Source organism: Gilvimarinus agarilyticus, assembly GCF_000832015.1.
GTDB lineage: Bacteria > Pseudomonadota > Gammaproteobacteria > Pseudomonadales > Cellvibrionaceae > Gilvimarinus > Gilvimarinus agarilyticus.
The window spans coordinates 1,103,788-1,126,705 of the sequence record NZ_JXCJ01000001.1 but is presented as its reverse complement, the minus strand read 5'-3'; the positions used below and the strand labels follow the sequence as shown (position 1 = coordinate 1,126,705).

Here is a 22,918-nt window from a genome sequence, read left to right as displayed (position 1 = left end):
GTCACAAAAACAAACCCCGAGCGCTATTCGTGCAACTTTTTAGCTCGGTCACAGACTAACCATCCAGCGATAAAAACAGCCGCCAAAAGATCAAAAAACGATCACAAAAGATCGATCTTAAAGGCCATTTCTGATATAACTAAGCGCAATTGATGCTTTATTTAGGTTTAGAATATTCATGCAACCCCCTGAAAAACATACACTATCTCGCGCTTTTAGGGCATTTTCACAGTTCCCTAAAGGCCATATGGCCGCCGCTGGAGCACTGATTTTTGCTTTGGGCGTATGGGCTGGCAGTGGTATCGACGACGCCAACAAAACCGCGCCTGACAACGCGTCAGTCAAATTAACGCTGCCAAACCCAGCTTTAGATCGCGTCCCCGAAGAGCCCCTGCAGACTAAAAGCCCGGCCGAACCCGTGCCTCAGACAAAGGCGCCAGAAGTTGCCCAGCCTGCCGCCGATGCGGCTCCACTAGTCACCGGCCCAGTAGCGACGCCGGCGCCAGTCCAAAAAAGCGCCCCAACACTGGCGCAAAAATCCTTTACCGTGCGCTCGGGCGACAGCTTATCCACCCTATTTAAGCGCGCCGGCCTTAACGACGGCCACGTTTACGAGCTCACCAGCACCTGCAAAGAAGCCAAAGGGTTAACCCGCATTATGCCGGGCCACGAGATTGTGTTTTATCTCGATGACAGCGGCCAATTGCAAAAGCTCAGCCATATTACCAACCGCCTGAGCAGCACCCATTTTGAGCGCAATGAAGAAGGCTTTGTCAGCGTAGAAGAGATTAAACAGCCTGAAATCCGCACGGCTTATAAAGAAGCGACGATCAATAGCTCGCTATTTTTAGCCGGCCAGGCGGTGGACATGCACGACGCCCTGATTATGGAACTGGCCAACATTTTTGGCTGGGATGTAGACTTTGCACTGGATATTCGCAAAGGCGACCACTTCAGCGTGCTTTACGAGGAGAAATTCCTTGAGGGCGAAAAAATCGGCACCGGCGCCATTTTAGCCGCCGAGTTTACCAATCAAGGCCACAAGTTTCAGGCGGTGCGCTACACCAATGCCGCCGGTGACAGTCATTACTTTACCCCCGACGGCGAGAGTATGCGCAAAGCTTTTTTACTGGCACCGCTGGATTTTCGCCGTATCAGCGGCAACTTTAATCCCAAGCGTCTGCACCCTATCTTTAAGACTGTACGCCCCCACCGCGGCACCGATTACGCAGCCGACACAGGCACGCCGGTTTGGGCCTCAGGGGATGGCCGCGTAGTCGCCGCTGGCTACACAAAGCCCAACGGCAACTATGTGTTTATCCAGCATGGCAACAACATACAAACCAAATACCTACACCTGCATAAAAAGCTGGTAAAAACCGGACAGCGCGTTAAGCAGCGCCAGGTTATTGGTACTGTGGGAGCCACCGGTTATGCCACCGGCCCACACCTGCATTACGAATTCCTGCTCGATGGTGTGCACCGCAACCCTCGCACCATTGTGCAAAAGCTGCCTAAAGCGGCATCGGTGCCCAAAGCCGAGATGGCGCAGTTTCGTGCCCAGACAGAGCCTAAAGTTGCCCAACTGCAGCAGCACTACAACTCCAATCGTTTAGCGCTGGGCCAGAGCGACAGCACCATCAACTAACACACTCGGGCGCGCTCGCGCGCCCGCCTCTTGCCGCACAGGCGGCTAGACTCGCCCCAAGAACAACACTACTAATAACGCAACAGGCGCCCGTATGAACACACTTGGTGACATCAGCCCTGAAACCGAGCTGTATATCGGGCTCATGTCCGGCACCAGCGCCGACGGGATAGATGCCGCGCTGCTTGCTATCGACGAGTCGCAGTGCCAATTGCTGGCTCACCACAGTGTAGCGTTCGACGCCCACCTGCGAAGCCAAATTCACGCGCTATGCAGCGGGCCAAATACAAATGAGATAGAAGCGGCTGGCGCCATGGACTCGCACCTTGGGGAGCTGTTTGCCGAAGCAGCAAACACATTACTCAGCCAGTGCCAGCTAGCCCCACAACGCATTAGCGCCATTGGCAGCCACGGGCAGACCATTCGTCATCGCCCACCGGGCAGTAATCCACAGCCTTTCAGCTGGCAAATTGGCGACCCAAATATTATCGCCGCGCGCACAGGCATTACCACCGTGGCCGATTTCCGCCGGCGCGATATCGCCGAGGGAGGGCAAGGGGCCCCGCTGGTGCCGGCCTTTCACGCCGCGGTATTCGCCCACCCGCAACACAATCGCGCGATCGTTAATCTTGGCGGAATTGGCAACATCAGCTGGCTGGCAGCCGGGGCGCAAACTCTTGGGTTTGATACCGGCCCCGGCAACAACCTGATGGACGGCTGGATATTACGCCATCGAGGCCTGGCTTATGATGCAAATGGCGAATGGGGCGCCAGCGCCGAAGCCAACCCAGAGTTGCTCGCACAGCTGCTTAAGCACCCATACCTCAGCCTACCCATCCCCAAAAGTACCGGCCGGGAAGACTTCCATTTGGGATGGCTAGACGTTCAACTAGAAAATTTTACAACTCTACAGCCGGCACAAGTGCAAGCGACGCTCGCGCTGTTTACCGCCGAGACTATTGCCCGCCATATAACACAGTGCCCCAAGGCAGACGCAGGAGGTGAGCTGTACCTATGCGGGGGCGGTGCGCACAATGCGTTATTAAAACAGCACATTGCCAGCCTCCTGCCAAGGTTTAGCGTAGAAAGCACGGCAGAGTTAGGGATAGACCCAGATTGGGTAGAGGCGGCGGCTTTTGCCTGGCTGGCGCAGCGGCGCCTAAAAGGCTTGCCCGGTAACCTGCCAAGCGCCACAGGCGCTCGCCGGGCAGCACCACTCGGCGCGGTTTACCCAGCGTAAGGCGGCGTAAAAAACGTAAATTAAATCGAGAAGGACGAGCCGCAACCGCAGGTAGTTGCCGCGTTAGGGTTGCTGATGACAAACTTAGCGCCCTGCAGCCCTTCGGTATAGTCGACGTTTGCGCCCACTAGGTAGGGGTAGCTCATGGCGTCAACGACGACTTTAACGCCATCTTTTTCGACCACGGTATCGTCTTCAGCGGTCACATCATCAAATGTAAAGCCATACTGAAATCCCGAGCAGCCACCGCCCGTCACATAAACGCGCAGTTTTAGCTCGTCGTTCCCCTCCTCCTCGACCAAGCTTTTTACCTTAGCCACGGCGCCGGGGCTAACATAGAGCAAAGCGGGGGTGAAAACTTCAGGGGTCGACATGGTAAAACTCCAATAACTCGGGCAAGGGTGTACTAAGCGGCATTATCCCAATACCAGAGTAAAACAGTCAACTATTACTGTGTTAGCTGGCGGGAACTTCGTCGCCGTCCAGATCAATAGAGCCAGTGGAACCGGTTTTGGCCTGCTCGCCGCTTTGCTCGCCGTAAACTAACGCTCCGTTAACCTGCGCGCCTTTCACCATTTCGATAAGCTGGTAGTGCACATTACCTTCCACCACCGCCTTAGAGGCCAGCTCTACATGCTTGCCAGAAAACACATTACCCACTACCTTGCCGTTGATCACCACGCGAGGCACGCGGATCTCGCCTTCTACCACACCTTTTTCGGCCACGACCAACTTGGCATCTCCGCCACCATCCACCAGCACATTCCCCTGAATGGTGCCCTCAACTTGTAGGTCGCCGGCAAAATAAATATCTCCGACGATACGGGTGCCTTTAGAGATGAGAGTGTGATTACTGTTAAATGCCATAATGTTAATTCCACCTAGGTTATAGGTATTTGATTGTTATTCGTTGGGCTCTGGCCAATTAAACGTTTTGCTCGCTTCAGCCGCGTTTTTACCCGTAGACCGGGCAACCAACTCTATTTTTTCGGGCGTAAACCCCTCAGGTAAGCTCAGCTCGCCCTCGACATTCTGAAAATATTTAAAGCGCAGCTTAATGTCTTCCGCATCAACAGCATCGGACACTTGATAAAGGCCAAGCCTCTCTAGCTCACCATCGCGGCGCCCCACCAAAGTAATGTTGAGCTCTCCGGATATCACCGAGTGCTGAGTCGCCAACTGCTGAACCACAATTTTGTAGTTGTAATGGCCGGGCTCGGCCCGCGCGACCAGTTGCACCTCGCCTAATTTAAGGCCTTTAGAGTCATCTCCCGGAGCCATTAAACCCCGATAAAATGATATATCGGCCTCAAGGCTGGCAATCTCTTCACGCAGCTCAATAACCTCTTTGCGAACACTATTATTGGCTTGCCGATCTACTTCCGACGACAGTGTTAAGTTTGCCACTTGCTGACGCAACTGCTCGGCTTCAGCGCGGCTATCTTGCAGCTGCACCTTGAGTGTATCGCGTTGGCCCAAAGCAAAAGGCTTGCCGCCCATACCAACCCAGTAGCCATATAGATAGCCACCCACGGCACCCGCCGCCAGCAACACTACAATCAATAAGATCAGCAGTAGCGTTCGCCCCGGGCGCCGGGGCACGACCTTCATCGAATACTGTTTGCTGCCTTTTACCGCACTCAAAAGAACAACCCGTTCATAACAACACCTGGTTTACGGCAACAGCGCGACGATATCCAGCCCGGCATCTTCTGCCAAACCAAACATAATGTTCATATTTTGCACCGCCTGCCCAGAGGCGCCACGAGTGAGGTTATCAATAACCGACAAAACCACAATTGTATCGCGCTGCTGGGGCTGGAACACGGAAATACGGCACACATTCGAGCCTCTTACCGAGCGTGTTTGAGGGTGGCTGCCGGCGGGCATCACATCGACAAAAGGCTCGTCAGCAAAGCGCTCTTCGTACAGTGCCTGCAAATTTGGCAGGCTATCGGCGTCCAGCGCACGGGCGTAGGTGGTCGCATGAATACCGCGAATCATGGGCAGCAGGTGTGGCACAAACGTCACTTTGGCCGGTACACTGCCGGCGGGCTGCATATCCCGTAACGCCTGCTCGATTTCGGGCAAGTGCCGGTGGCCTGATGCGCCGTAGGCCTTAAAGCTTTCGCTGGCCTCAGTAAGCAAAAAGTCGACTTTTGCCTGGCGCCCCGCGCCCGTGGCACCGCTGGCAGCGTTAATGATCAGCTGCTCGCTGTCGACCAGATTATTCTCAAGTAGTGGCAGTAAACCAAGCTGCGCCGCCGTTGGGTAACAGCCGGGGCACGCCACTAAACGCGCCTGTTTAATCGCCTCGCGCTGCACCTCTGGCATGCCGTAAACGGCCTCGCCGATCAGCTCCGGGCAACCGTGGGCCTGGTTGTACCAATGAGCCCAAAGTTCTGGGTCACGAATACGAAAGTCGGCCGACAAGTCGATAACCCGGGTGCCCGTGGCCAGCAGCGCAGGCATAAGGTTTTGCGCCACACCGTGAGGCGTGGCAAAAAATACCACGTCACAAGCGCCCAGTGTCTCAACATCGGGCTCAGTAAAGCATAAGTCGACGTGACCACGCAGGTTGGCATACAGATCCGCCACCGGAATGCCCGCTTCGGCACGCGAGGTAATAACGGCCACCTCGGCCTCCGGATGCTTGGACAAAATCCGTAACAGCTCAACGCCGGTATAACCCGTACCGCCGACAATTCCTACTTTAATCACACTCAGCCCCTCTATTTACTCCGCTCACAGCGCGTAACTGCGCCCAAAGCCACTGTACAAAAGGCCTCTATCATAAGAGGCCGCCGGTTAAATTGCCAGCCGCAGGCGTGGACGCTGCGCAAACGCACACAGGCTGTCATAATGGTGGCTTTCGTCAGCCCCAGGAACTCAGATGCTCTGGATCAAAGCGTTTCACATAATCGCGGTTATCTGCTGGTTTGCCGCCCTCTTTTATCTGCCGCGACTGTTTGTCTATCACGCCATGAGTGACGACAACACCAGCAACGAGCGCTTTAAGGTCATGGAGCGCAAACTGTACCGCGCCATCGCGACTCCGGCGATGCTTGCCACCCTCGTGTTGGGCGGCGCACTGGTGCATTATCAGTGGGAGCTAATCAAGGTCACTTATTGGTTTTGGTGCAAGCTCGCTCTGGTCATTGTGTTAGTGGGTTACCACCATATGTGCGGCGCCCATGTGAAGCGATTTGCCCGCGACGCCAACACCCGCAGCGATCGCTATTTTCGGGTGTTTAACGAGCTGCCAGTGCTCGCATTGATCGCTATTGTGATTTTGGTCGTGGTAAAACCTTTTTAGTCTGCGCTTGCGCACCTTTACCCGTAAACGCTTGTGCTAGACTCATGACACGTTTTCGCTTTGCAAGGTGGCAACCATGTCAGAGTTTAGTGATCGCACTCCGGTTGTGCTCTCGCTGTCGAGTCATGACCCGAGTGGCAGTACCGGCATCCAAGCCGATATAGAAACGGCCGTGAGCTTAGGCGCTCATTGCTGCGCCGTGGTGACGGCCCTTTGCGCTCGCGACACCCGCCAGATGGTAGACTTACAACCAACGCCCGCCAATTTGTTAATCGAACAAACCCGCGCCATTTTAGAAGATATGCCCGTCGCGGCGATAAAGCTTGGGTACTTTTGCCAGGTGGAGCAAATTGAGGCCGTGCACAGTATTTTACGCGACTACCACGACTTACCGGTGGTGCTCGACCCGGTTGCCTCGCTCTCGATCGCCAACGCCTCGGCCGATCACTTTGACGACGCCGAGCACCTTGTCGACGCCATGAAGTCTCTGCTGCTGCCACTGGCTGACGTGGCCACCCCCGACATCGTCGAGGCACATCAACTGTCTCGCCAAGCAGACACAGTCGATGCCTGTGGCCAGGAGATTTTAACCCTGGGCTGCTCCGCGGTATTAATTACCGGTGCCCGACGCACAGCCAACGATTATGAAAACCGCCTGTATCTGCCCCGGCAACCGATGCGCTCATTTTGCTGGCCGCGACTCAGCGTATTCAGTCACGGCAGTGGTGCGACGCTATCCGCCAGTATTTGCACCTATCTTGCTCACGGTTTACTGCTAAGCGATGCGCTAGAGCAGGGTCAGCAGTACACCTGGCAATGCCTTAAAGCGAGCCGCCGGCTGGGCATGGGCCACAGCATTCCCAATCGCCTTTACTGGGCCGATCGCAACGGGAAAATTCAGGGCCGCCTGCATTAAGTACGACGCCCTAACCATCAAAAACATTTTGCGATGCGCTAACCGCCCCAGTAAACTGCGCCCATGACAAACCCTAGCCACATCACTCACCCTTTGTACGCCATTACCGATAGCGCGCAGTTTCGAGAGAAAAAGCTTTATCAGGTCGTCGATGCGCTGCTCGACGGTGGCTGCCAACTACTGCAGTACCGCGACAAAAGCACCGACCACGCACGCCGCCAACGCGAAGCCCGGCAACTGGCGCAGTTGTGCCAACAATACGGCGCCGCCCTTATTATTAATGATGACGTGCAACTGGCCCGGCAATGCGGCGCCCAGGGTGTTCACCTGGGGCAATCGGATACTCAGCTACTTGATGCCCGGCAGAAATTAGGTGAAGACGTCATTATCGGCATTACCTGTCACGCGAGTTTAACCCTCGCCCAGACTGCCGCTAATAACGGCGCTAGTTATTTGGCTTTTGGCCGCTTTTTTAACTCGCATACGAAACCCGGCGCCAAACCAGCCACGCTTGATATTCTGAGTGCCGCACGCGAGCGGTGGCCAACATTACCCACGGTAGCCATTGGCGGTATTGGTTTGCACAATGCCGGGCAAGTGCTGCAAGCTGGCGCTGATTACACGGCCATTTGTCACGATGCGTTTCACAGTGCAAACCCACGGGAATTTGCCCACACCTTTCACTCAATAGTAGCCACTGTACCCCCTCGGGTTTCAGTATCCTTCACCCCATCAGGAGCCACTGAGCCATGACTCGTTCAGAAACCCTTTTCCAACAAGCCAACCAATGGATACCCGGCGGCGTTAATTCACCGGTGCGCGCTTTTAAAGCAGTGGGTGGTACGCCAATATTTTTTAAAAGCGCCAGCGGCGCCTACATTACCGATGTCGATGACAAACGCTACATTGACTATGTGCAATCCTGGGGCCCTATGATTCTGGGGCACAACCACCCCAAGGTTATCGACGCCGTTATGACGGCCGTCCAAAGCGGGCTTACCTTCGGCGCACCAACCGAGGCCGAAACCACTCTGGCGGAGTTAGTGTGCCAGCGAGTACCCACCATGGATCAGGTGCGCTTTGTTAACTCCGGTACCGAAGCCACCATGAGCGCTATCCGCCTCGCGCGTGCCTACACCGGGCGCGACACCATCGTTAAATTTGAGGGCTGCTATCACGGCCACAGCGACTCACTCCTCATTAAAGCAGGCTCCGGCGCACTCACACTGGGCGTACCCAGCTCACCCGGCGTACCCAAAGTATTGGCCGCCCATACGGTAACGCTTAACTACAATGACATCGCCCAGGTACGCGAGTTTTTTGCCGAGCAAGGCGACAAAATTGCGTGCGTGATCGTCGAGCCGGTGGCCGGCAACATGAACTGCATCCCCCCCGTTGAGGGGTTTCTGGAGTGTTTACGCGATGTGTGCGATGAGCATCAAAGCCTGCTAATTTTCGACGAAGTTATGACGGGGTTCCGGGTCAGTCCCAGTGGCGCACAGGGGCGCTACAACATCACCCCCGACATAACCACGCTCGGCAAAGTCATCGGTGGCGGTATGCCCGTGGGTGCCTTTGGCGGTAAGCGCGAGATAATGGATCACATCGCCCCAAGCGGCCCGGTGTATCAAGCCGGCACACTATCGGGTAATCCGGTGGCCATGGCGGCGGGCATTGCTACCTTAACGCAGCTGGGTGAGAGCGACTTCTACCCCAAATTATTCGCCAAAACAGAGCGACTGGTAAAAGGCTTAAAGCAAGCGGCAAGCGAGGCGGGCATCGCATTAACCACCAATCACGCGGGCAGTATGTTTGGCTGCTTTTTTACCGAAGAAGAAACCGTTGAGAATTATCGCCAAGTAATGGCGTGCGACACGGAGCGTTTTAATCGCTTTTTTCATGGCATGTTAGAACGTGGAGTGTATTTGGCTCCCGCCTCTTATGAAGCGGGTTTTGTCTCAGGGGCCCACACCGATGCCGACATTGACGCCACCATCAGTAAAGCCGCCGACGTGTTCGCGACGTTATAAGCTCAGCAATAAACAAACAATAACTCGCGCTGTTAGCGCTACTGCTCGCCCCCGCTGGCCGTCAAAGCTTCAATATCGGCCAGCGCCTGGGGCGAGGCATCAATAATACTAAACCCGGCCCAGTGCTTGCCGTTATCTTCAGCGTTTCTCGCCCATAGGCAATCCACACCTAGCTGGATGCTATTGCGCTCATTCACAGGCTCCGACAAGTGCAAGTCCAGCCGATACAGGCAATCTTCTTCAAATGGCTGATCGCCAATCACCATCAACCCCTGACTGTGCAGGTTAACGATGCGCCCCAGGTAGGCGTCACGAGTATTATCATACACGTCGATACTTTGGGCGACCGAGCTACGCGCTGTAGTGCGGCCATCGGCATCGGGAGATAGTGGGTCTGCCATAAATTACTCGCTTTGCAACAGCTCACCCGACGCACGGGCATTGAGGCTGTGATAAATATTTTCCAGGGCGCGCTCGAAAAACGGCTTGGCACTACCGGCAATCACACGCAGCTTACCTGCGATCATCTCGCGCGCCAAGTGCTTCGCCGAAGTCATAGAGACCTTGCGTCCCTGCTGATCTACCAACATATAGTGCATCGTTTTGTGGTTGTACCACGCCACTTTAATACGCTGCCCTTTGTCGTTTTCCAGCCAGGTACCAAACTCGATCAGCTTTAACTTCTCGATCAACTGGGCCTCTTCTGGCGTCACAGGGCGATCGTCTTGCTTTACTTGCCCGGCCTTCTCGGCTGCCATTTTCTCAAGTTTATTGCGCATCGTCTCGGGCGCAGGTTCCACTTGCCGACTTTTAAGCGCCAGACGCTGTAAAGAGCTGACTGCATCAATGAGCTTACGCGATTTATTTTGCTCGTAACCAATCGTTTCAAACCCAGACTGCAAGGTATGCAGTAAATCACCCTGCACCTCGATCTGTTTTAAACGATCTGCCTCCAGAGATTTAGGCTCAATACTCCACAACAACTGACCGGCAACGCCTAACGCTTGCTGATAACTGTCCGAGTCGGCGCCATAGCGCAAAATAATAAAGGACAAATAATCTGACCAGGGCAAAAGCAAAAGTAACAGTATGGGCGATGGTAAAGCTTTGCCATCGATACAAGCAGATATATCGCTATTGACGCGAATTTTTGCCTCACGCAGTTTCTCTTCGCCGCGGGCTTTTTCTAGTGCGCGTTTCTCCATTAACTCTTGGCGGCGCGACACATTGCGCGCGTAGGAGCTAAACTCCAACCGCGCTTCAGCAAAAACTTTTACATCGTTAACAAAGTACTCCAGCACATGAAATACAGTGGTTTTTATTTTTTCAAAAATATTGTACTGACTGGTACCGTCATTACTTACCCAGCGACTGCCCGCCTCGGCCATTTGGTTTAACAGCAGGCGCGCAGGATGATCAACGTTATCGAAAAAATCTTTATCGATAAACGCTAATTTCAACACCGGTGTGTGTAAATAACTCAGTAAAGCTTTAACAGAGTCCGGTAACTGCTCATCATTCAGAATGTAAGCAAACACCAACCCCACCAGCTCGATAGTGTTCATATCATCGTTTAATACACTATCGGCGCCTTGCTTTTTAAGCTCCGCCGTCAGTTGCTCAGATACGGCCGCAACCGCCAATGGCTGTATGTCGCCCGCCTCGGCCTGTTGCAAACTCTGGGTAGACTGAGCCATTTGCGCTTGCAGTACCTGAATAGCTCCCACGACCGGCGCTGAAGCCCCTCCAACTCCGGCGTTTGGCGCCGCACCAGCAATGCTCGGTGTACCATGTGAAGGCGCAAAACCACCTGCGGCGCCACTCTGCGGCGCTGCCGATGCAGCCGCCCCAGGCGAAGACACCCCACCGCCCAAGTGAGTTTGCAATAAACGAATCGCACTGACTAACCCTTGCTGGTACTGCTGAGGGTCATCACTGGCACCCGGCGCCATCAGTTGATCGGTTGCCCGGCGACCGCGCCGCTCAGGCTGCGGCTCACCGGCCGCGGATTCTTCAGCGTCTGGCGCCGCAGGCGCGCTCTGTTCCGGGGCGGTTTCGCTTTCATTGCCACTGGCGCTGTAGCGGATATTCGGCAATATACCCTCGGCCACCAACAGCTCATTGAGCGATTGGTAGAGCCCGCCAATCGGCTTGATAACCGCCTGCTCAAACTGCTTATAACCAAGCACTTTGGTTCGGGCATCAAAGTTTAGCTCGACAAGCACCCGGCGCAGGCTGTCGCAAAATTGAATGGGGCTAACCGGGTTACTGCGCTCATCGATTTTACGCCCGCCATTAAGTAAAGCTAAGCGCTGGTGTAATGTCCAAAGCGACTCGGCAAACTGAGCGTCAGCACGGTGAGATATAGAGGTAATCGCTATGGTTTCTTCGAGCTCAGCATTGTCCACCAGGGATAAGCCAATATTTTGGCTAAAACGCTCCTGCCCACTGGCAACATGCAGCTGCTGCGCCGAAAAATCGGAAAAGCTCTGCTTCAGGTACTTCTGATACTGATTGAGACAAGCATTGCCCGATGCCTGTAATTGTTTGCCTATTTCGGCCAGGGCCACCTGCTCTTTATTCGAGCGCGCATGTTCTTCACGCTTTTCGACCGACGTGACCCACTCGCCCCAAAAAGCTGGAAAAGTCTGTGTTAAATAATCCTGCGCTGCGTTTGTGCAGAGTTTAAGGCATCGCTCGATTTGAGCTTCAGAGAGTACTTCGTAGGAGGTGTCGGGGCTATTCATATTTATTCCGCCACCACTTTTATCCCTAGACATAGACATAGTATCCATTAGCTCACCCGCTTGAACGATCTAACAGCCTGCTGGCGGATAAAAACGCCCGACCGTATTGAACCGCGATCCGGTGAACAGCTCAATCACCGCTAGTTGACATTTTTTAACATTATAATCTAACCGTACAATAATCGCACATTTGTGCGCCACGTCACAGCAAGTCTTTTAATAGGCGAAACTTGCACCATTATGGGTCTCGCCAGCCAAAACCGCACCATAAATGCGCCATGATACACCTCTTTAGAAATCACCTCACTCCCACACTTCCCCCCCACGGGCCCGCCAGAAAAGGGCTGAGCGCTATGTTTTTACAGTTGGTACCCATATTGCTCTTTATCACTCGTACGACATGTCCACACAACCAACGGTGATCAGGACATAGACAATTAGGAAAATAGAAAGCTAGGGTTCCGGCTGTGTTAATAAAGGCATAGCGACTGGTCCGAGAGCTTTCGACCTCCGACTCTGTCGAGGTTACACGGCGGGACAAAAGCCCGGGAGACTTATTGGCCTGATCGCCAAGCGAGTTATGTGTAACCAAAACGACCTCCGGAGGTTTGTATGAAGTCCCTTTCTATTGCCGCCCTGGCATTACTACTCTCGGCACAAGCTCAGGCCGCCGATTCCTTTAAAGTATGCTGGTCCATTTACGTTGGCTGGATGCCCTGGGGCTACGGCGCCGAGCAAAAAATCGTCGATAAGTGGGCAGACAAGTACGACATCGACATCGAGGTTGTGCAAATCAACGACTATATCGAGTCGATTAATCAATACACCGCCGGCGAGTTTGACGCCTGCACCATGACCAACATGGACGCCTTGACGATACCCGCGGCCGGCGGCATCGATAGCACGGCGTTAATTGTCGGGGACTTCTCCAACGGCAATGACGGTGTCGTACTCAAAGGCAAAGACTCACTCAGCGACATTAAAGGCCAGCGGGTTAACCTGGTCGAGCTATCTGTATCACACTATCTTCTGGCCCGGGCGCTGGATACCGTCGGCTTATCCGAGGCTGACGTACAGGTAGTCAACACCTCCGACGCCGACTTAGTCGCCCTGTACAGTTCCGGCTCTATTGATGCGGTTACGACCTGGAACCCACTCTTAAACGAAATCTTGCAGCAACCCAACGCTAATAAGGTGTTTGACTCATCGCAAATCCCGGGCGAAATCATGGACCTGTTAGTCGTCAACACCGACACACTGGCCGCCAACCCAAAGCTGGGTAAAGCACTGGTAGGCGCCTGGTATGAAATTATGCAAACCATGAGTGCCGACAACGCCACAGGGGTCGCTGCACGTACCGCTATGGGCAAAGCCTCTGGTACCGATCTGGCCGGTTACGAATCACAATTAGCCAGCACCAAAATGTTTTATCAACCAAGTGATGCCTTGGCACTGGTTAACAGCGACGAGCTCCTGAGCACCATGGCCAAAGTCGCTGAGTTCTCGTTCGACCACGGTTTGCTGGGTGAAGGCGCCCCCGACGCAGGCTTTATCGGCATCGCCGGCCCCAATGATGTGTACGGCAACTCTGGCAACATTCAGCTGCGGTTTGATACTACCTACATGCAAATGGCCGCCGACGGCAAACTTTAATAATCACCGACACCACGGGGGCGCCTGCCCCCGAGCGGGACACCTTTATGAAACGTCTGGTAAATCTGACACCATCGCGGCCATTAAAAGTGCTGCTCGGCCTTGCGCCTTTTGCCTTGATTTTATTGATCTATGTGATTGCGTCCGACGCACGCCTAGAGGTCAACCCCAATGACAAGCTGTTACCCAGTTTTGCGCAAATGGGGGATGCAATGCATCGGTTGGCCTTCGAGCCCAGCAAACGTACTGGCGAGTACCTGTTTTGGCAAGACACCGCCTCTAGCTTGCAGCGCCTGGCACTCGGCGTGGGCATCGCGGCTGTTATCGGCTTTGTTGTCGGCTTGCTTACAGGCGCACTTCCTACCCTAAACGCGCCATTTGCCCCGCTACTAACGGTTATTTCCCTAGTGCCGCCCATGGCGCTGCTCCCCATACTCTTTATTGTATTTGGGTTGGGTGAGCTGTCTAAAGTGGCCTTAATCATTTTTGGTGTTGCCCCCTTTATTGCACGGGATATTCAGCGTTGCACCCAAGAGATTCCGAAAGAGCAGTTGATTAAAGCGCAAACGCTAGGCGCCAGCACCTGGCACATTCTTGTGCGCGTTTTAATACCGCAATTACTGCCCCGACTTATTAACGCCATCCGCTTATCGTTGGGCGCCGGCTGGCTGTTTTTAATTGCCGCTGAGGGTATCGCCTCCACCGACGGCCTGGGTTATCGCATCTTCTTAGTGCGCCGTTATTTATCGATGGACGTGATTCTGCCTTACGTAGCCTGGATAACCTTCCTGGCGTTTATGGTGGACTGGCTGTTGGCCAACAGCAGCCGACTACTGTTTCGCTGGCATCACGCAGGAGGCAACACATGAGCACCACGCCCCCCATGTTGCAAATTAAAAACCTCTGGAAGAGTTACGGCGACAATATCGTACTCGAGAACCTCAACAAAAATGTCGAGGCTGGAGAGTTTGTCACGCTTGTTGGCACCTCTGGCTGCGGCAAAAGTACCTTCTTAAAAATGTTGTTGGGCATGGAGACACAAACCCGGGGAGACCTATTGCTGGACGACCAACCCATCGCCACCGAGCCGGATCAAGCTCGCGGCATTGTGTTTCAGCAATACTCAGTGTTTCCGCACCTAACGGTACTGCAAAACGTTATTATCGCCAGGGAGTTTGAAAAATCCCCATTGCTCGGCAAGCTATTTGGCGGTCGTAAAAAAGCCGTGCTTGAAGAGGCCCGTCAACTGCTAGAGCGGGTGGGCCTTAGCCCGGCCGCCAATAAATATCCACACGAGCTGTCGGGCGGTATGCGTCAGCGTCTGGCCATTGCTCAAGCATTAATTCGTAAGCCGCGCATCCTGCTACTGGATGAACCGTTTGGCGCCCTTGACCCAGGCATTCGCGCCGACATGCACGCGCTTATTCTGGATTTGTGGCGCGAGCATCAGCTCACCATTTTTATGGTCACTCACGACTTAACCGAAGGCTTTTATCTGGGTACGCGCCTGTGGGTATTCGACAAAGTACGCCACGACCCGCAAGCGCCCAACGCCTATGGCGCACGGATAACCTACGACTTACCCGTAGGCGATATGCCCCACGACACCTTCAACCAAATACAACAATCCCTTAACCCGGCCGACACCAACGAGGTAGCCAGCGCAAGCGGAGAAACACCATGACCTTAAAAACTATTGACTACACCACCACATTACCGGGCGCCAGCCACTGGTCACTCGAAGTGCGCCGCGGCAGTGCGCTGCGCTTAACCGATCTCACCGGAAACGGCAATGTAGCTATGCTATTTTACAACCCGCGCAACTTACTCGAGCGCTACAACGCACCCGACACCCTAAAGTGCCAGCACACCTTTAAGCTAACGGCGGGCCACTGTTTGTACTCTGATATGGGGCGTATTTTCGCCTCAATTACCGAGGACACTTTTGGCTGGCACGACACCGTGTGCGGCAATAGTAATGCGCAACATATTGCCCAGCGCTGGGGAGCACGGGACTATCAAGCCGAGCGCAACGACTGGAAGCAAAATGGCTTTGACGCATTTTTAGTGGAGCTTGCCAAATACGGGCTGGGCCGCGCCGACATGGCCGCTAACATTAACTTTTTTAGCAAGGCTTACACCGACGATAACGGTGCACTCGCTCTTGATCAGGGCGCTAAAAGTGAAAACGCTAGCACCACACTGCGCTTTGAGATGGACACGCTGGTATTGATGCACAGCTGCCCTCACCCACTAGACAGCTCAGACGAATACCCACGAGCGCCCATCCAAATTGAACTGGGTGAGGCCGAGGCCATAAGCGATGACGATTTATGCCTAAACGCTCGCCCCGAAAACACGCGCGGATTTGCCAATAACGCGCTCTACCACATCGGCGTCTAACAGGAGAGACCATGACTATTGTAGCCAGTAAACTAGACGTCAGTAACGCCAGCGCTCGGCACGTAATTGGCGCCGGTGATTACTACTTAGCCCCGCTAAAGCGCGGCCAAACATTACGCATCTTAGACATCGAAGGCAACCAAGCCGCCGACACATTGTTTTTTAACGCCGCCGACCCATCGGAGCGTTACAGCGCCATGGACACCATTCGCGAGCAAGCTCAAGTGTACCTAAGCGCCGGCAGCGTACTGCGCTCTAACCTCGGCAACCCGATGCTGGAAATTACCGCCGACACCTGTGGCCGACACGACACACTGGGCGGAGCCTGTGCCACCGAGAGCAATACCGTACGCTACGACTTAGAAAAGCGCTGCATGCACGCTTGCCGCGATAGCTGGATGTTGGCCATTGCCGAGCACCCGGAATTCGGCTTAAGCAAACGGGATATTACCCATAACATTAACTTTTTTATGAATGTGCCCGTCACCGCCGACGGCGGTTTAACCTTTGCCGATGGCATCTCGGGTGCCGGCAAGTACGTCGAGATGCAAGCGACAATGGATGTATTGGTACTGATGTCCAACTGCCCGCAGCTTAACAACCCGTGTAACGGCTACAACCCGACACCGGTAGAAATGATTATCTGGGATTAGTGATTGCCGCACCTTAGTCACACACATTTTTAATTTGACGTGCCGTAGAGGACGACCTCTACCCAACCGCACAGCCCGGGACGACCCGCGGGAGAAGCTCATGTTTAGCAAAGTACTGATTGCCAATCGCGGTGCCATTGCCGTACGTATTATCCGCACCTTAAAACAAATGAACATCCAATCCGTTGCGGTTTACTCTGAGGCCGATGCCGGCAGCTTGCATGTTAGCCACGCGGACGAATCCTACAGTTTAGGTGAAGGTAGCGCGAGCCAAACCTATCTCGATCAAGAGCAAATTATTGCCATCGCCGTAAAAACGGGGGCGCAAGCCATTCACCCCGGCTACGGTTTTTTAAGTGAGAACCCAGGCTTTGTCGCCAAGTGCGAAGCGGCAGGGATTGCCTTTATCGGCCCTACCCCTGAGCAGATGGAAGTATTCGGCTTAAAGCACAGCGCCCGCGAAATTGCCGAACAAAATCAGGTGCCGCTGGTACCAGGCACCGACTTGCTACTAAGTTTGGACGAGGCCTGCGCACAGGCCGACGGGATCGGCTACCCGGTTATGCTTAAAAGCAGCGCTGGCGGCGGCGGCATTGGCATGAAGCTGTGCAACAGTGAATCCGAGCTGCGCGAAAGCTTTGACGCAGTTCGCCAACTCGGGGCTAATAACTTCTCAGATGACCGCGTATTTCTAGAAAAATTTATCGGTCAGGCACGTCATATTGAAGTACAGGTTTTTGGTGACGGTAAAGGCCACGCCGTAGCCCTGGGTGAGCGCGACTGCTCGAGCCAGCGACGCAATCAAAAAGTCATTGAAGAGTGCCCCGCCCCCAACCTGCCACAAGTTGTGCGTGAACAAATGCACCAAACCGCCGCACATCTATTAGCCGCCGTACAATACCGTGGTGCCGGAACCGTTGAGTATATTTACGATGCGCAGGATGAAAAGTTTTACTTTCTAGAGGTAAACACGCGCCTTCAAGTAGAGCACGGCGTCACCGAAGAGGTATGGGGTGCTGACTTGGTCAGCTGGATGATTCGTCTGGCCGCCGGCCAGCTAGCGGACCTTGCTCAAGAGCACAGCACCCTTATCCCCCAAGGGCACGCCATCCAAGTACGGCTGTATGCCGAAGATCCGGTAAAAAACTTTCAGCCCTGTGCGGGGTTATTAAGTGAGGTTAAATGGCCTGAGACCTTTCGCAAAGCAGACGACGTACTGCGTATCGACCACTGGATCGAATCCGGTTTAGAGATTTCACCCTACTTTGACCCAATGCTGGCCAAAGTTATCGCTAAATCCAGCAACCGGGATCAAGCCGTAGACTTGCTCGAAGCCAGTCTGTTAGGCAGCTCACTGTACGGTATTCAAACTAACAAAGACTATGTCACGGAGCTGTTGCGCGAACCGATTTTTATTAAGGGTGAAATTACCACACGCTACCTAAATGAACGTGCATTCTCTGAGGCACGCATTGATATTTTAAGTGGCGGCACGCAAACCACAATCCAGGACTTTCCCGGCCGCAGCGGCTACTGGGACATTGGTGTACCGCCCTCGGGCCCGTTCGACAACTACAGTTTCCGGATCGCCAACCGCTTACTCGATAATGCCGCCGATGCCGCCGCGCTTGAAATTACCGTACAGGGGCCAACACTCCAATTCGGATTTGATACCCGGTGCGTATTAACCGGTGCCGAGATCGACGCCAAGCTCGATGGCAATGCCGTACCAAACTGGCAGCCGTTTACGGTATCGGCCGGACAAACGCTACACCTTGGCCGGGTTAGCGAACAAGGTGCACGCGCCTATCTGGCGGTTGCAGGTGGTATCGATTGCCCAGATTACCTAGGTTCAAAATCCACGTTTACACTCGGCCAATTTGGCGGCCACAACGGTCGCGCGTTATTAGCCGGCGATGTTTTAAAATGCCACGCTAGCGCCAACCCAACAAACAATAGCGCAGCCAATAGCTTGCCCGATGCCCTTAAACCCAGCATTAGCAACCAGTGGGAGTTGCGCGTTATTTACGGCCCCCACGGCGCACCTGAATTTTTTACCCCCAGCGATATCGAAACATTTTTTTCCACCGATTGGGAAGTGCACTATAACTCCAGCCGTACCGGTGTGCGCCTGAATGGCCCCAAACCCGAATGGGCCCGCACCACCGGCGGTGAGGCAGGCATGCACCCGTCCAACATTCACGACAACGCCTACGCTTTTGGTACCGTCGACTTTACCGGCGACATGCCCGTGATTCTAGGCCCCGACGGTCCCTCGCTCGGCGGCTTTGTCTGCCCTGCCACGGTTATCACCGCCGACCACTGGAAGCTGGGGCAATTACGCGCCGGCGACACCATTCGATTTGTACCGGTTACCGTGGCACAGGCCGTTGATATAGAGCGCTGGCAACAAAACACCATTAACTCGCTTGAGGTTCTTCCTTTAGCCTTTGAGGACAAGGTGAGCACCGACGCCCTGCCCTCACCCATTGTTGGCGAGCTAAGCGCTGACGAGGTCGGCGAAGACATTTGCTATCGCGCCGCCGGTGATCACTTCTTGTTGGTCGAGTACGGCCCGCTGCAGCTAGACATTAAACTGCGCTTTCGTGCCCACGCTTTAATGCAATGGCTGCAAGAAAATCCTTTGCAAGGCATGCGTGAGCTCACGCCGGGTATTCGCTCGCTGCAAATTCATTACGACAGCCAAGCCTTATCGCTGGAATCTCTATTGGCGCATTTGCAACAAGGCGAGCGCTACTTGGCGACGCAAATTGCCAACCTAAGTGTTCCCTCGCGCATCGTGCATATTCCGTTATCGTGGGATGACGAAGCCTGCCAACTGGCAATCGAAAAATACCAACAAAGCGTACGCCCCGGCGCGCCCTGGTGCCCCTCGAATTTAGAATTTATCCGTCGTATTAATGGACTGGATAGCATCGATGATGTGAAAAAAATCGTCTTTGAGGCATCCTATCTGGTGATGGGCTTAGGCGATGTTTACCTTGGCGCACCAGTAGCCACCCCCATGGACCCACGCCACCGTTTGGTGACCACCAAATACAACCCGGCGCGCACCTGGACAGCCGAAAATTCTGTGGGTATCGGCGGCGCCTATATGTGCGTATACGGTATGGAAGGCCCCGGCGGTTATCAGTTTGTGGGCCGCACATTGCAAATGTGGAACCGCTACCGAACCACCAAAGAGTTTGAACAGCCCTGGCTGCTGCGCTTTTTTGATCAGGTCAAGTTTTACCCTGTAAGCAGTGATGAGCTAAAACAAATTCGCCAAGATTTTCCCCGTGGGCAATACCCGCTGACCATCGAACACACCGAGTTTAGCCTGGCCGATTACGAGGCAAATATCGCCGCCGACAGCGTCGAGATCGAGCGCTTTAACGCTACACGGCAACAAGCGTTTGATGACGAATTGGCCCGCTGGCACCGCGATGGGCAATTTAACTTCACCCCTATGGAGCAGACCGATAGCGAAGACGAACTCGACCTCGGTGAGGGCGACACACCAGTCGACAGCTCAGTATCGGGTAGCGTTTGGCAATTAAACGTCGAGGTAGGCGATACTGTAGAGGCGGGGCAAACGTTACTGATACTGGAATCCATGAAAATGGAGATCAACATCACCGCCCCTGTCGCCGGTCAAGTCAAACAGTTGCTTAAAAAGCCCGGTGGCGGTGTTAAACCTGGGCAAACATTAGTGGTGTTAACAGAATAAGCCCCGCACCTTAACACCACTTGGCAACCCGAGGTGACGGCACATGATTACTCGCCGTCATCTCGGGGGCGCAACACGCCTTACCACTCAAACCGCAACCCTAGCAGTGGCAACATCGAGCCCTCCTCGGGGGCATCTTCGCCGGTGCGCTCGTTAAACTCGCTGTTGTTGGGGTTTTCGGCCCCCAATAAATTGATGATGTCGACAAAAGCAATCACATCCATCGGACCTAAGTCGCGGCGGTAATCGATTCGAACATTAACCGAGCTGTAGCTGCCGTAGCGCTCGGTATTATTGCTAATAGTCTCTTTGCTGTAGCGCAGTGGTTCACCGTCACCCAATACGTTATCGTTGACAATAAAATCACCAAACGGCGGGCCCGAGGCCCATTTCACCCGGCTGGAAACTTTCCAGCGTTGGTTGATCTCCCACACGCCACCCAAACTAAACGCGTGAGGGCGATTGTAATCGGCATCGTATTCTTCGCCTTGTGCCGAGTCTTTATAAACGGCGTCGTTGTACGAATACGTGGCACTGGCCGACCAGCCATTAGCAAAGTAGCGGGTTATCGCCGTATCTACCCCAAACGAGGTGCCCTCGCCAGTATTGCCGTAAGTTTGATTGACTCCATCGAGCTGAACGATTCGATCACTAATAGATTGATAGTAAGGCTCAATAAAAATCTCGATGTTATCGCTGTAGCGGTAGCTCATGCCCACGGTTAGCTGATCAATTTTTTCAAAATCGAGGTCCGTGTTGGCCGAGTCAATCGCCAGCTCATCGATGCGCGGGGCCTGTAAGTAACGGCCAGCTGTCGCCGTTAAGGTAACAGACTCGCCCAAGGGCCAGGATGCACCTAAGCGCGGCGAAACGGCATCGTGGCCGGTCAGCTCGTCAGCATCAAAACGTAGCCCGGCACGCATATCCACCGGCCCCATCGCCATGTTTTGCTCAAGGTAGCCTGCGTACTGCACGGATTTATCGGAATAGCTGGAATCGAGAGACTCGGGCGTTAACACAATATACTTTTGCTCGGGCGAAGGGCGATAATCAGATTGATCGTACTCGTAGCGAATCCAGTCATCGTCCAGTGCCAACCCAAGGTCTAAGTCCAGCTGCAATACTCGCAGCCCGGCATTGAAGCGCCCCAGGACATTGTCATAGCCAAAGTCCAGCCGCCATCCGATTTCAGATTCATCGCGTTTTGAGGTAATAATAGGAAAGCGCTGCGGCACATCAGACGCCGGCGTATCCAGTGAGACTAAATCCGGATAGGCCTCACCGCTTTGCGAGTCTTCACCGTAATGGCGATAGTACAAACGGTTGGTTAAGTCGGCGCTCTCACCCAATAAGTGCGTCCAGCTAAGTGACACTAAAGTGTTGTCCGCCGATTGAGAAACCAGCCCAACATCTTCAAAATTACCCGGCTCGTCTTCGTCCGAGGCCAGCACATGGTTAATGTCGCGGGTGTATTCTTCCGGGGCGTAAATCGCCAGAAAATTAAACGTATCACCGCTGTCAAACTCGGTGGTGGTTTTTAAAATGATATCGGTAAGCTCGGGCTCACCCACGTCGTCCAGCCCCACCATTTCAAACAGCCGGCCAAAATTAAGTTGCCGCGCCGAAAACAGCATGCTGGTGTTATCCAGTACCCCCGTCGGCCCATCGTAGCCCACCTCGAGCCCGGCTATATCGATCCGGGCACTGTACGAGGGTGTCTCGGGGTTACCCTCGGCCACCTCTAGCTGCAACAAAGAGCCGGCTCGCCCACCGTAAGCAGCCGACCAGCCTCCGGGCTGAAAGTCCGCTTTGCCAATGGTATTAGGCGCAAACACGCTGTAGCGCCCGCCGCCCTCTACGTCCTCTAGCTCGCCAAAATTGTCGCTAAAGTGCACCACGCTATCAAAGGGTACGCCATCCACCAATATTTGGTTATCACGCGGGCCGTTACCTCGCACGGTAAAGCTGGAGTATTCACCATCGGAGAACAACCCAGGCAAACCATCCAGCGCGCGCAGCACATCCCCGCCACTACCGGCCGAGCTGCGCAGCGCCTCGCGATCGAGCTCTGTCGCCCCGGCCGAACTCAGCCATTGCCCCTGGCTACTGCTACCTAAAATCAGCACCTCCTCCACACCACTGGGGGCCGCCAACAACGCGACATTAATCGGTGTGGTTTTATCTTCCACCACACGCACACTCGGCAGCCGCACACTGTTGTAACTCGGTTGGGTAATCAGCACCTCGTATAAACCCGGCGGCAAGTCGCTAAAGCGAGCGCGGCCCTGAGGGCTACTTTCAGCCTCAAGCTGGCGTCCAGCCCGGTCGGTTACCACCACCCGGGCTTTTGCTAAGCTGCGCAGCGTGGTTTGATTCTGAACCTCGACCAGTAAGTCGGCCGCCACCGCGGGGACTACCGCGGTCATAAAGAGTCCTGCTACCCAAAGGGGACGAAACGTACCAATGTTCATAGTGAGTATTATCCTTAAACCCAGAATGGATGACCTGACGGACTATACGGGAGTGGGACTCGCCCGGTTCTTACTCGCTGCATTAATGGTGATAATTATGCAGCACTGACG

The 22,918-nt window shown here is 54.3% G+C and carries 19 protein-coding genes and 1 riboswitch; of the genes, 12 read left to right on the top strand and 7 right to left on the bottom strand.

Features of this window, described 5'->3' with window-relative positions; all coding sequences use genetic code 11:
• The first annotated feature begins 178 nt into the window (after nucleotides 1-178).
• Nucleotides 179-1,648, top strand: a complete 1,470-nt coding sequence (locus SD69_RS04900; RefSeq protein ID WP_157471615.1) for a peptidoglycan DD-metalloendopeptidase family protein — start codon at nucleotides 179-181, stop codon at nucleotides 1,646-1,648.
• A gap of 94 nt (nucleotides 1,649-1,742) precedes the next feature.
• Nucleotides 1,743-2,888, top strand: a complete 1,146-nt coding sequence (locus SD69_RS04895) for an anhydro-N-acetylmuramic acid kinase (RefSeq protein ID WP_052480901.1) — start codon at nucleotides 1,743-1,745, stop codon at nucleotides 2,886-2,888.
• Between the two features lie 20 nt (nucleotides 2,889-2,908).
• Here SD69_RS04895 and erpA read toward each other — a convergent pair whose 3' ends face one another.
• From erpA to argC, 4 genes are all read right to left on the bottom strand, one after another.
• Complete coding sequence (gene erpA / locus SD69_RS04890) at nucleotides 2,909-3,262, bottom strand: iron-sulfur cluster insertion protein ErpA (RefSeq protein ID WP_041522326.1); 354 nt, start codon at nucleotides 3,260-3,262, stop codon at nucleotides 2,909-2,911.
• Between the two features lie 82 nt (nucleotides 3,263-3,344).
• On the bottom strand, nucleotides 3,345-3,755 hold the full coding sequence (locus tag SD69_RS04885) for a bactofilin family protein (RefSeq protein ID WP_041522325.1): 411 nt from the start codon (nucleotides 3,753-3,755) through the stop codon (nucleotides 3,345-3,347).
• 36 nt (nucleotides 3,756-3,791) lie between these two features.
• On the bottom strand, nucleotides 3,792-4,532 hold the full coding sequence (locus SD69_RS04880) for a DUF6776 family protein (protein ID WP_052480900.1): 741 nt from the start codon (nucleotides 4,530-4,532) through the stop codon (nucleotides 3,792-3,794).
• A 30-nt stretch (nucleotides 4,533-4,562) separates the two neighbouring features.
• Complete coding sequence (gene argC / locus SD69_RS04875) at nucleotides 4,563-5,609, bottom strand: N-acetyl-gamma-glutamyl-phosphate reductase (protein WP_041522324.1); 1,047 nt, start codon at nucleotides 5,607-5,609, stop codon at nucleotides 4,563-4,565.
• A gap of 172 nt (nucleotides 5,610-5,781) precedes the next feature.
• On the opposite strand from argC, the gene hemJ reads away from it, so the two are divergent.
• The 4 genes from hemJ to hemL all read left to right on the top strand — a co-directional run bounded on the left by hemJ (nucleotide 5,782) and on the right by hemL (nucleotide 9,150).
• Nucleotides 5,782-6,204 (top strand): protoporphyrinogen oxidase HemJ, encoded by a 423-nt coding sequence (gene hemJ, locus SD69_RS04870; protein WP_041522323.1) that lies wholly within the window; start codon nucleotides 5,782-5,784, stop codon nucleotides 6,202-6,204.
• A 76-nt stretch (nucleotides 6,205-6,280) separates the two neighbouring features.
• Complete coding sequence (thiD, locus tag SD69_RS04865; protein WP_041522322.1) at nucleotides 6,281-7,120, top strand: bifunctional hydroxymethylpyrimidine kinase/phosphomethylpyrimidine kinase; 840 nt, start codon at nucleotides 6,281-6,283, stop codon at nucleotides 7,118-7,120.
• A 63-nt stretch (nucleotides 7,121-7,183) separates the two neighbouring features.
• Entirely contained in the window at nucleotides 7,184-7,873 is a 690-nt protein-coding gene (gene thiE / locus SD69_RS04860; protein WP_052480899.1) for a thiamine phosphate synthase, read from the top strand.
• Nucleotides 7,870-9,150, top strand: coding sequence for a glutamate-1-semialdehyde 2,1-aminomutase (gene hemL, locus SD69_RS04855; RefSeq protein WP_041522321.1), 1,281 nt, complete (start codon nucleotides 7,870-7,872; stop codon nucleotides 9,148-9,150). Before thiE ends, hemL begins: the two co-directional genes overlap by 4 nt.
• A gap of 38 nt (nucleotides 9,151-9,188) precedes the next feature.
• Here hemL and SD69_RS04850 read toward each other — a convergent pair whose 3' ends face one another.
• Together SD69_RS04850 and SD69_RS04845 are read right to left on the bottom strand one after the other, a co-directional pair.
• Nucleotides 9,189-9,551 carry a PilZ domain-containing protein gene (locus SD69_RS04850; protein ID WP_041522320.1) on the bottom strand — a complete coding sequence of 121 codons (363 nt, stop codon included), beginning with the start codon at nucleotides 9,549-9,551 and terminating at the stop codon, nucleotides 9,189-9,191.
• A 3-nt stretch (nucleotides 9,552-9,554) separates the two neighbouring features.
• On the bottom strand, nucleotides 9,555-11,897 hold the full coding sequence (locus tag SD69_RS04845) for a DUF1631 family protein (RefSeq protein WP_198144055.1): 2,343 nt from the start codon (nucleotides 11,895-11,897) through the stop codon (nucleotides 9,555-9,557).
• Between the two features lie 442 nt (nucleotides 11,898-12,339).
• Nucleotides 12,340-12,451, top strand: a riboswitch (guanidine-I (ykkC/yxkD leader).
• A 58-nt stretch (nucleotides 12,452-12,509) separates the two neighbouring features.
• Here SD69_RS04845 and SD69_RS04840 point away from each other — a divergent pair.
• The 6 genes from SD69_RS04840 (at nucleotide 12,510) to uca (ending at nucleotide 20,336) form a co-directional block, all read left to right on the top strand.
• Nucleotides 12,510-13,550 (top strand): putative urea ABC transporter substrate-binding protein, encoded by a 1,041-nt coding sequence (locus SD69_RS04840; RefSeq protein WP_041522318.1) that lies wholly within the window; start codon nucleotides 12,510-12,512, stop codon nucleotides 13,548-13,550.
• 47 nt (nucleotides 13,551-13,597) lie between these two features.
• Nucleotides 13,598-14,419 carry an ABC transporter permease gene (locus SD69_RS04835; protein WP_041522317.1) on the top strand — a complete coding sequence of 274 codons (822 nt, stop codon included), beginning with the start codon at nucleotides 13,598-13,600 and terminating at the stop codon, nucleotides 14,417-14,419.
• Entirely contained in the window at nucleotides 14,416-15,234 is an 819-nt protein-coding gene (locus tag SD69_RS04830; RefSeq protein ID WP_232301153.1) for an ABC transporter ATP-binding protein, read from the top strand. Before SD69_RS04835 ends, SD69_RS04830 begins: the two co-directional genes overlap by 4 nt.
• Nucleotides 15,231-15,953, top strand: coding sequence for an urea amidolyase associated protein UAAP1 (locus SD69_RS04825; RefSeq protein ID WP_041522316.1), 723 nt, complete (start codon nucleotides 15,231-15,233; stop codon nucleotides 15,951-15,953). Before SD69_RS04830 ends, SD69_RS04825 begins: the two co-directional genes overlap by 4 nt.
• Nucleotides 15,954-15,964: 11 nt before the next feature.
• The gene (locus tag SD69_RS04820) at nucleotides 15,965-16,606 is read left to right on the top strand and encodes an urea amidolyase associated protein UAAP2 (RefSeq protein ID WP_041522315.1); all 642 of its coding nucleotides are present in this window, start codon (nucleotides 15,965-15,967) and stop codon (nucleotides 16,604-16,606) included.
• Between the two features lie 100 nt (nucleotides 16,607-16,706).
• Nucleotides 16,707-20,336 (top strand): urea carboxylase, encoded by a 3,630-nt coding sequence (gene uca / locus SD69_RS04815; protein ID WP_041522314.1) that lies wholly within the window; start codon nucleotides 16,707-16,709, stop codon nucleotides 20,334-20,336.
• An 80-nt stretch (nucleotides 20,337-20,416) separates the two neighbouring features.
• Here uca and SD69_RS04810 read toward each other — a convergent pair whose 3' ends face one another.
• On the bottom strand, nucleotides 20,417-22,762 hold the full coding sequence (locus SD69_RS04810) for a TonB-dependent receptor (protein ID WP_052480898.1): 2,346 nt from the start codon (nucleotides 22,760-22,762) through the stop codon (nucleotides 20,417-20,419).
• Between the last annotated feature and the right edge of the window lie 156 nt (nucleotides 22,763-22,918).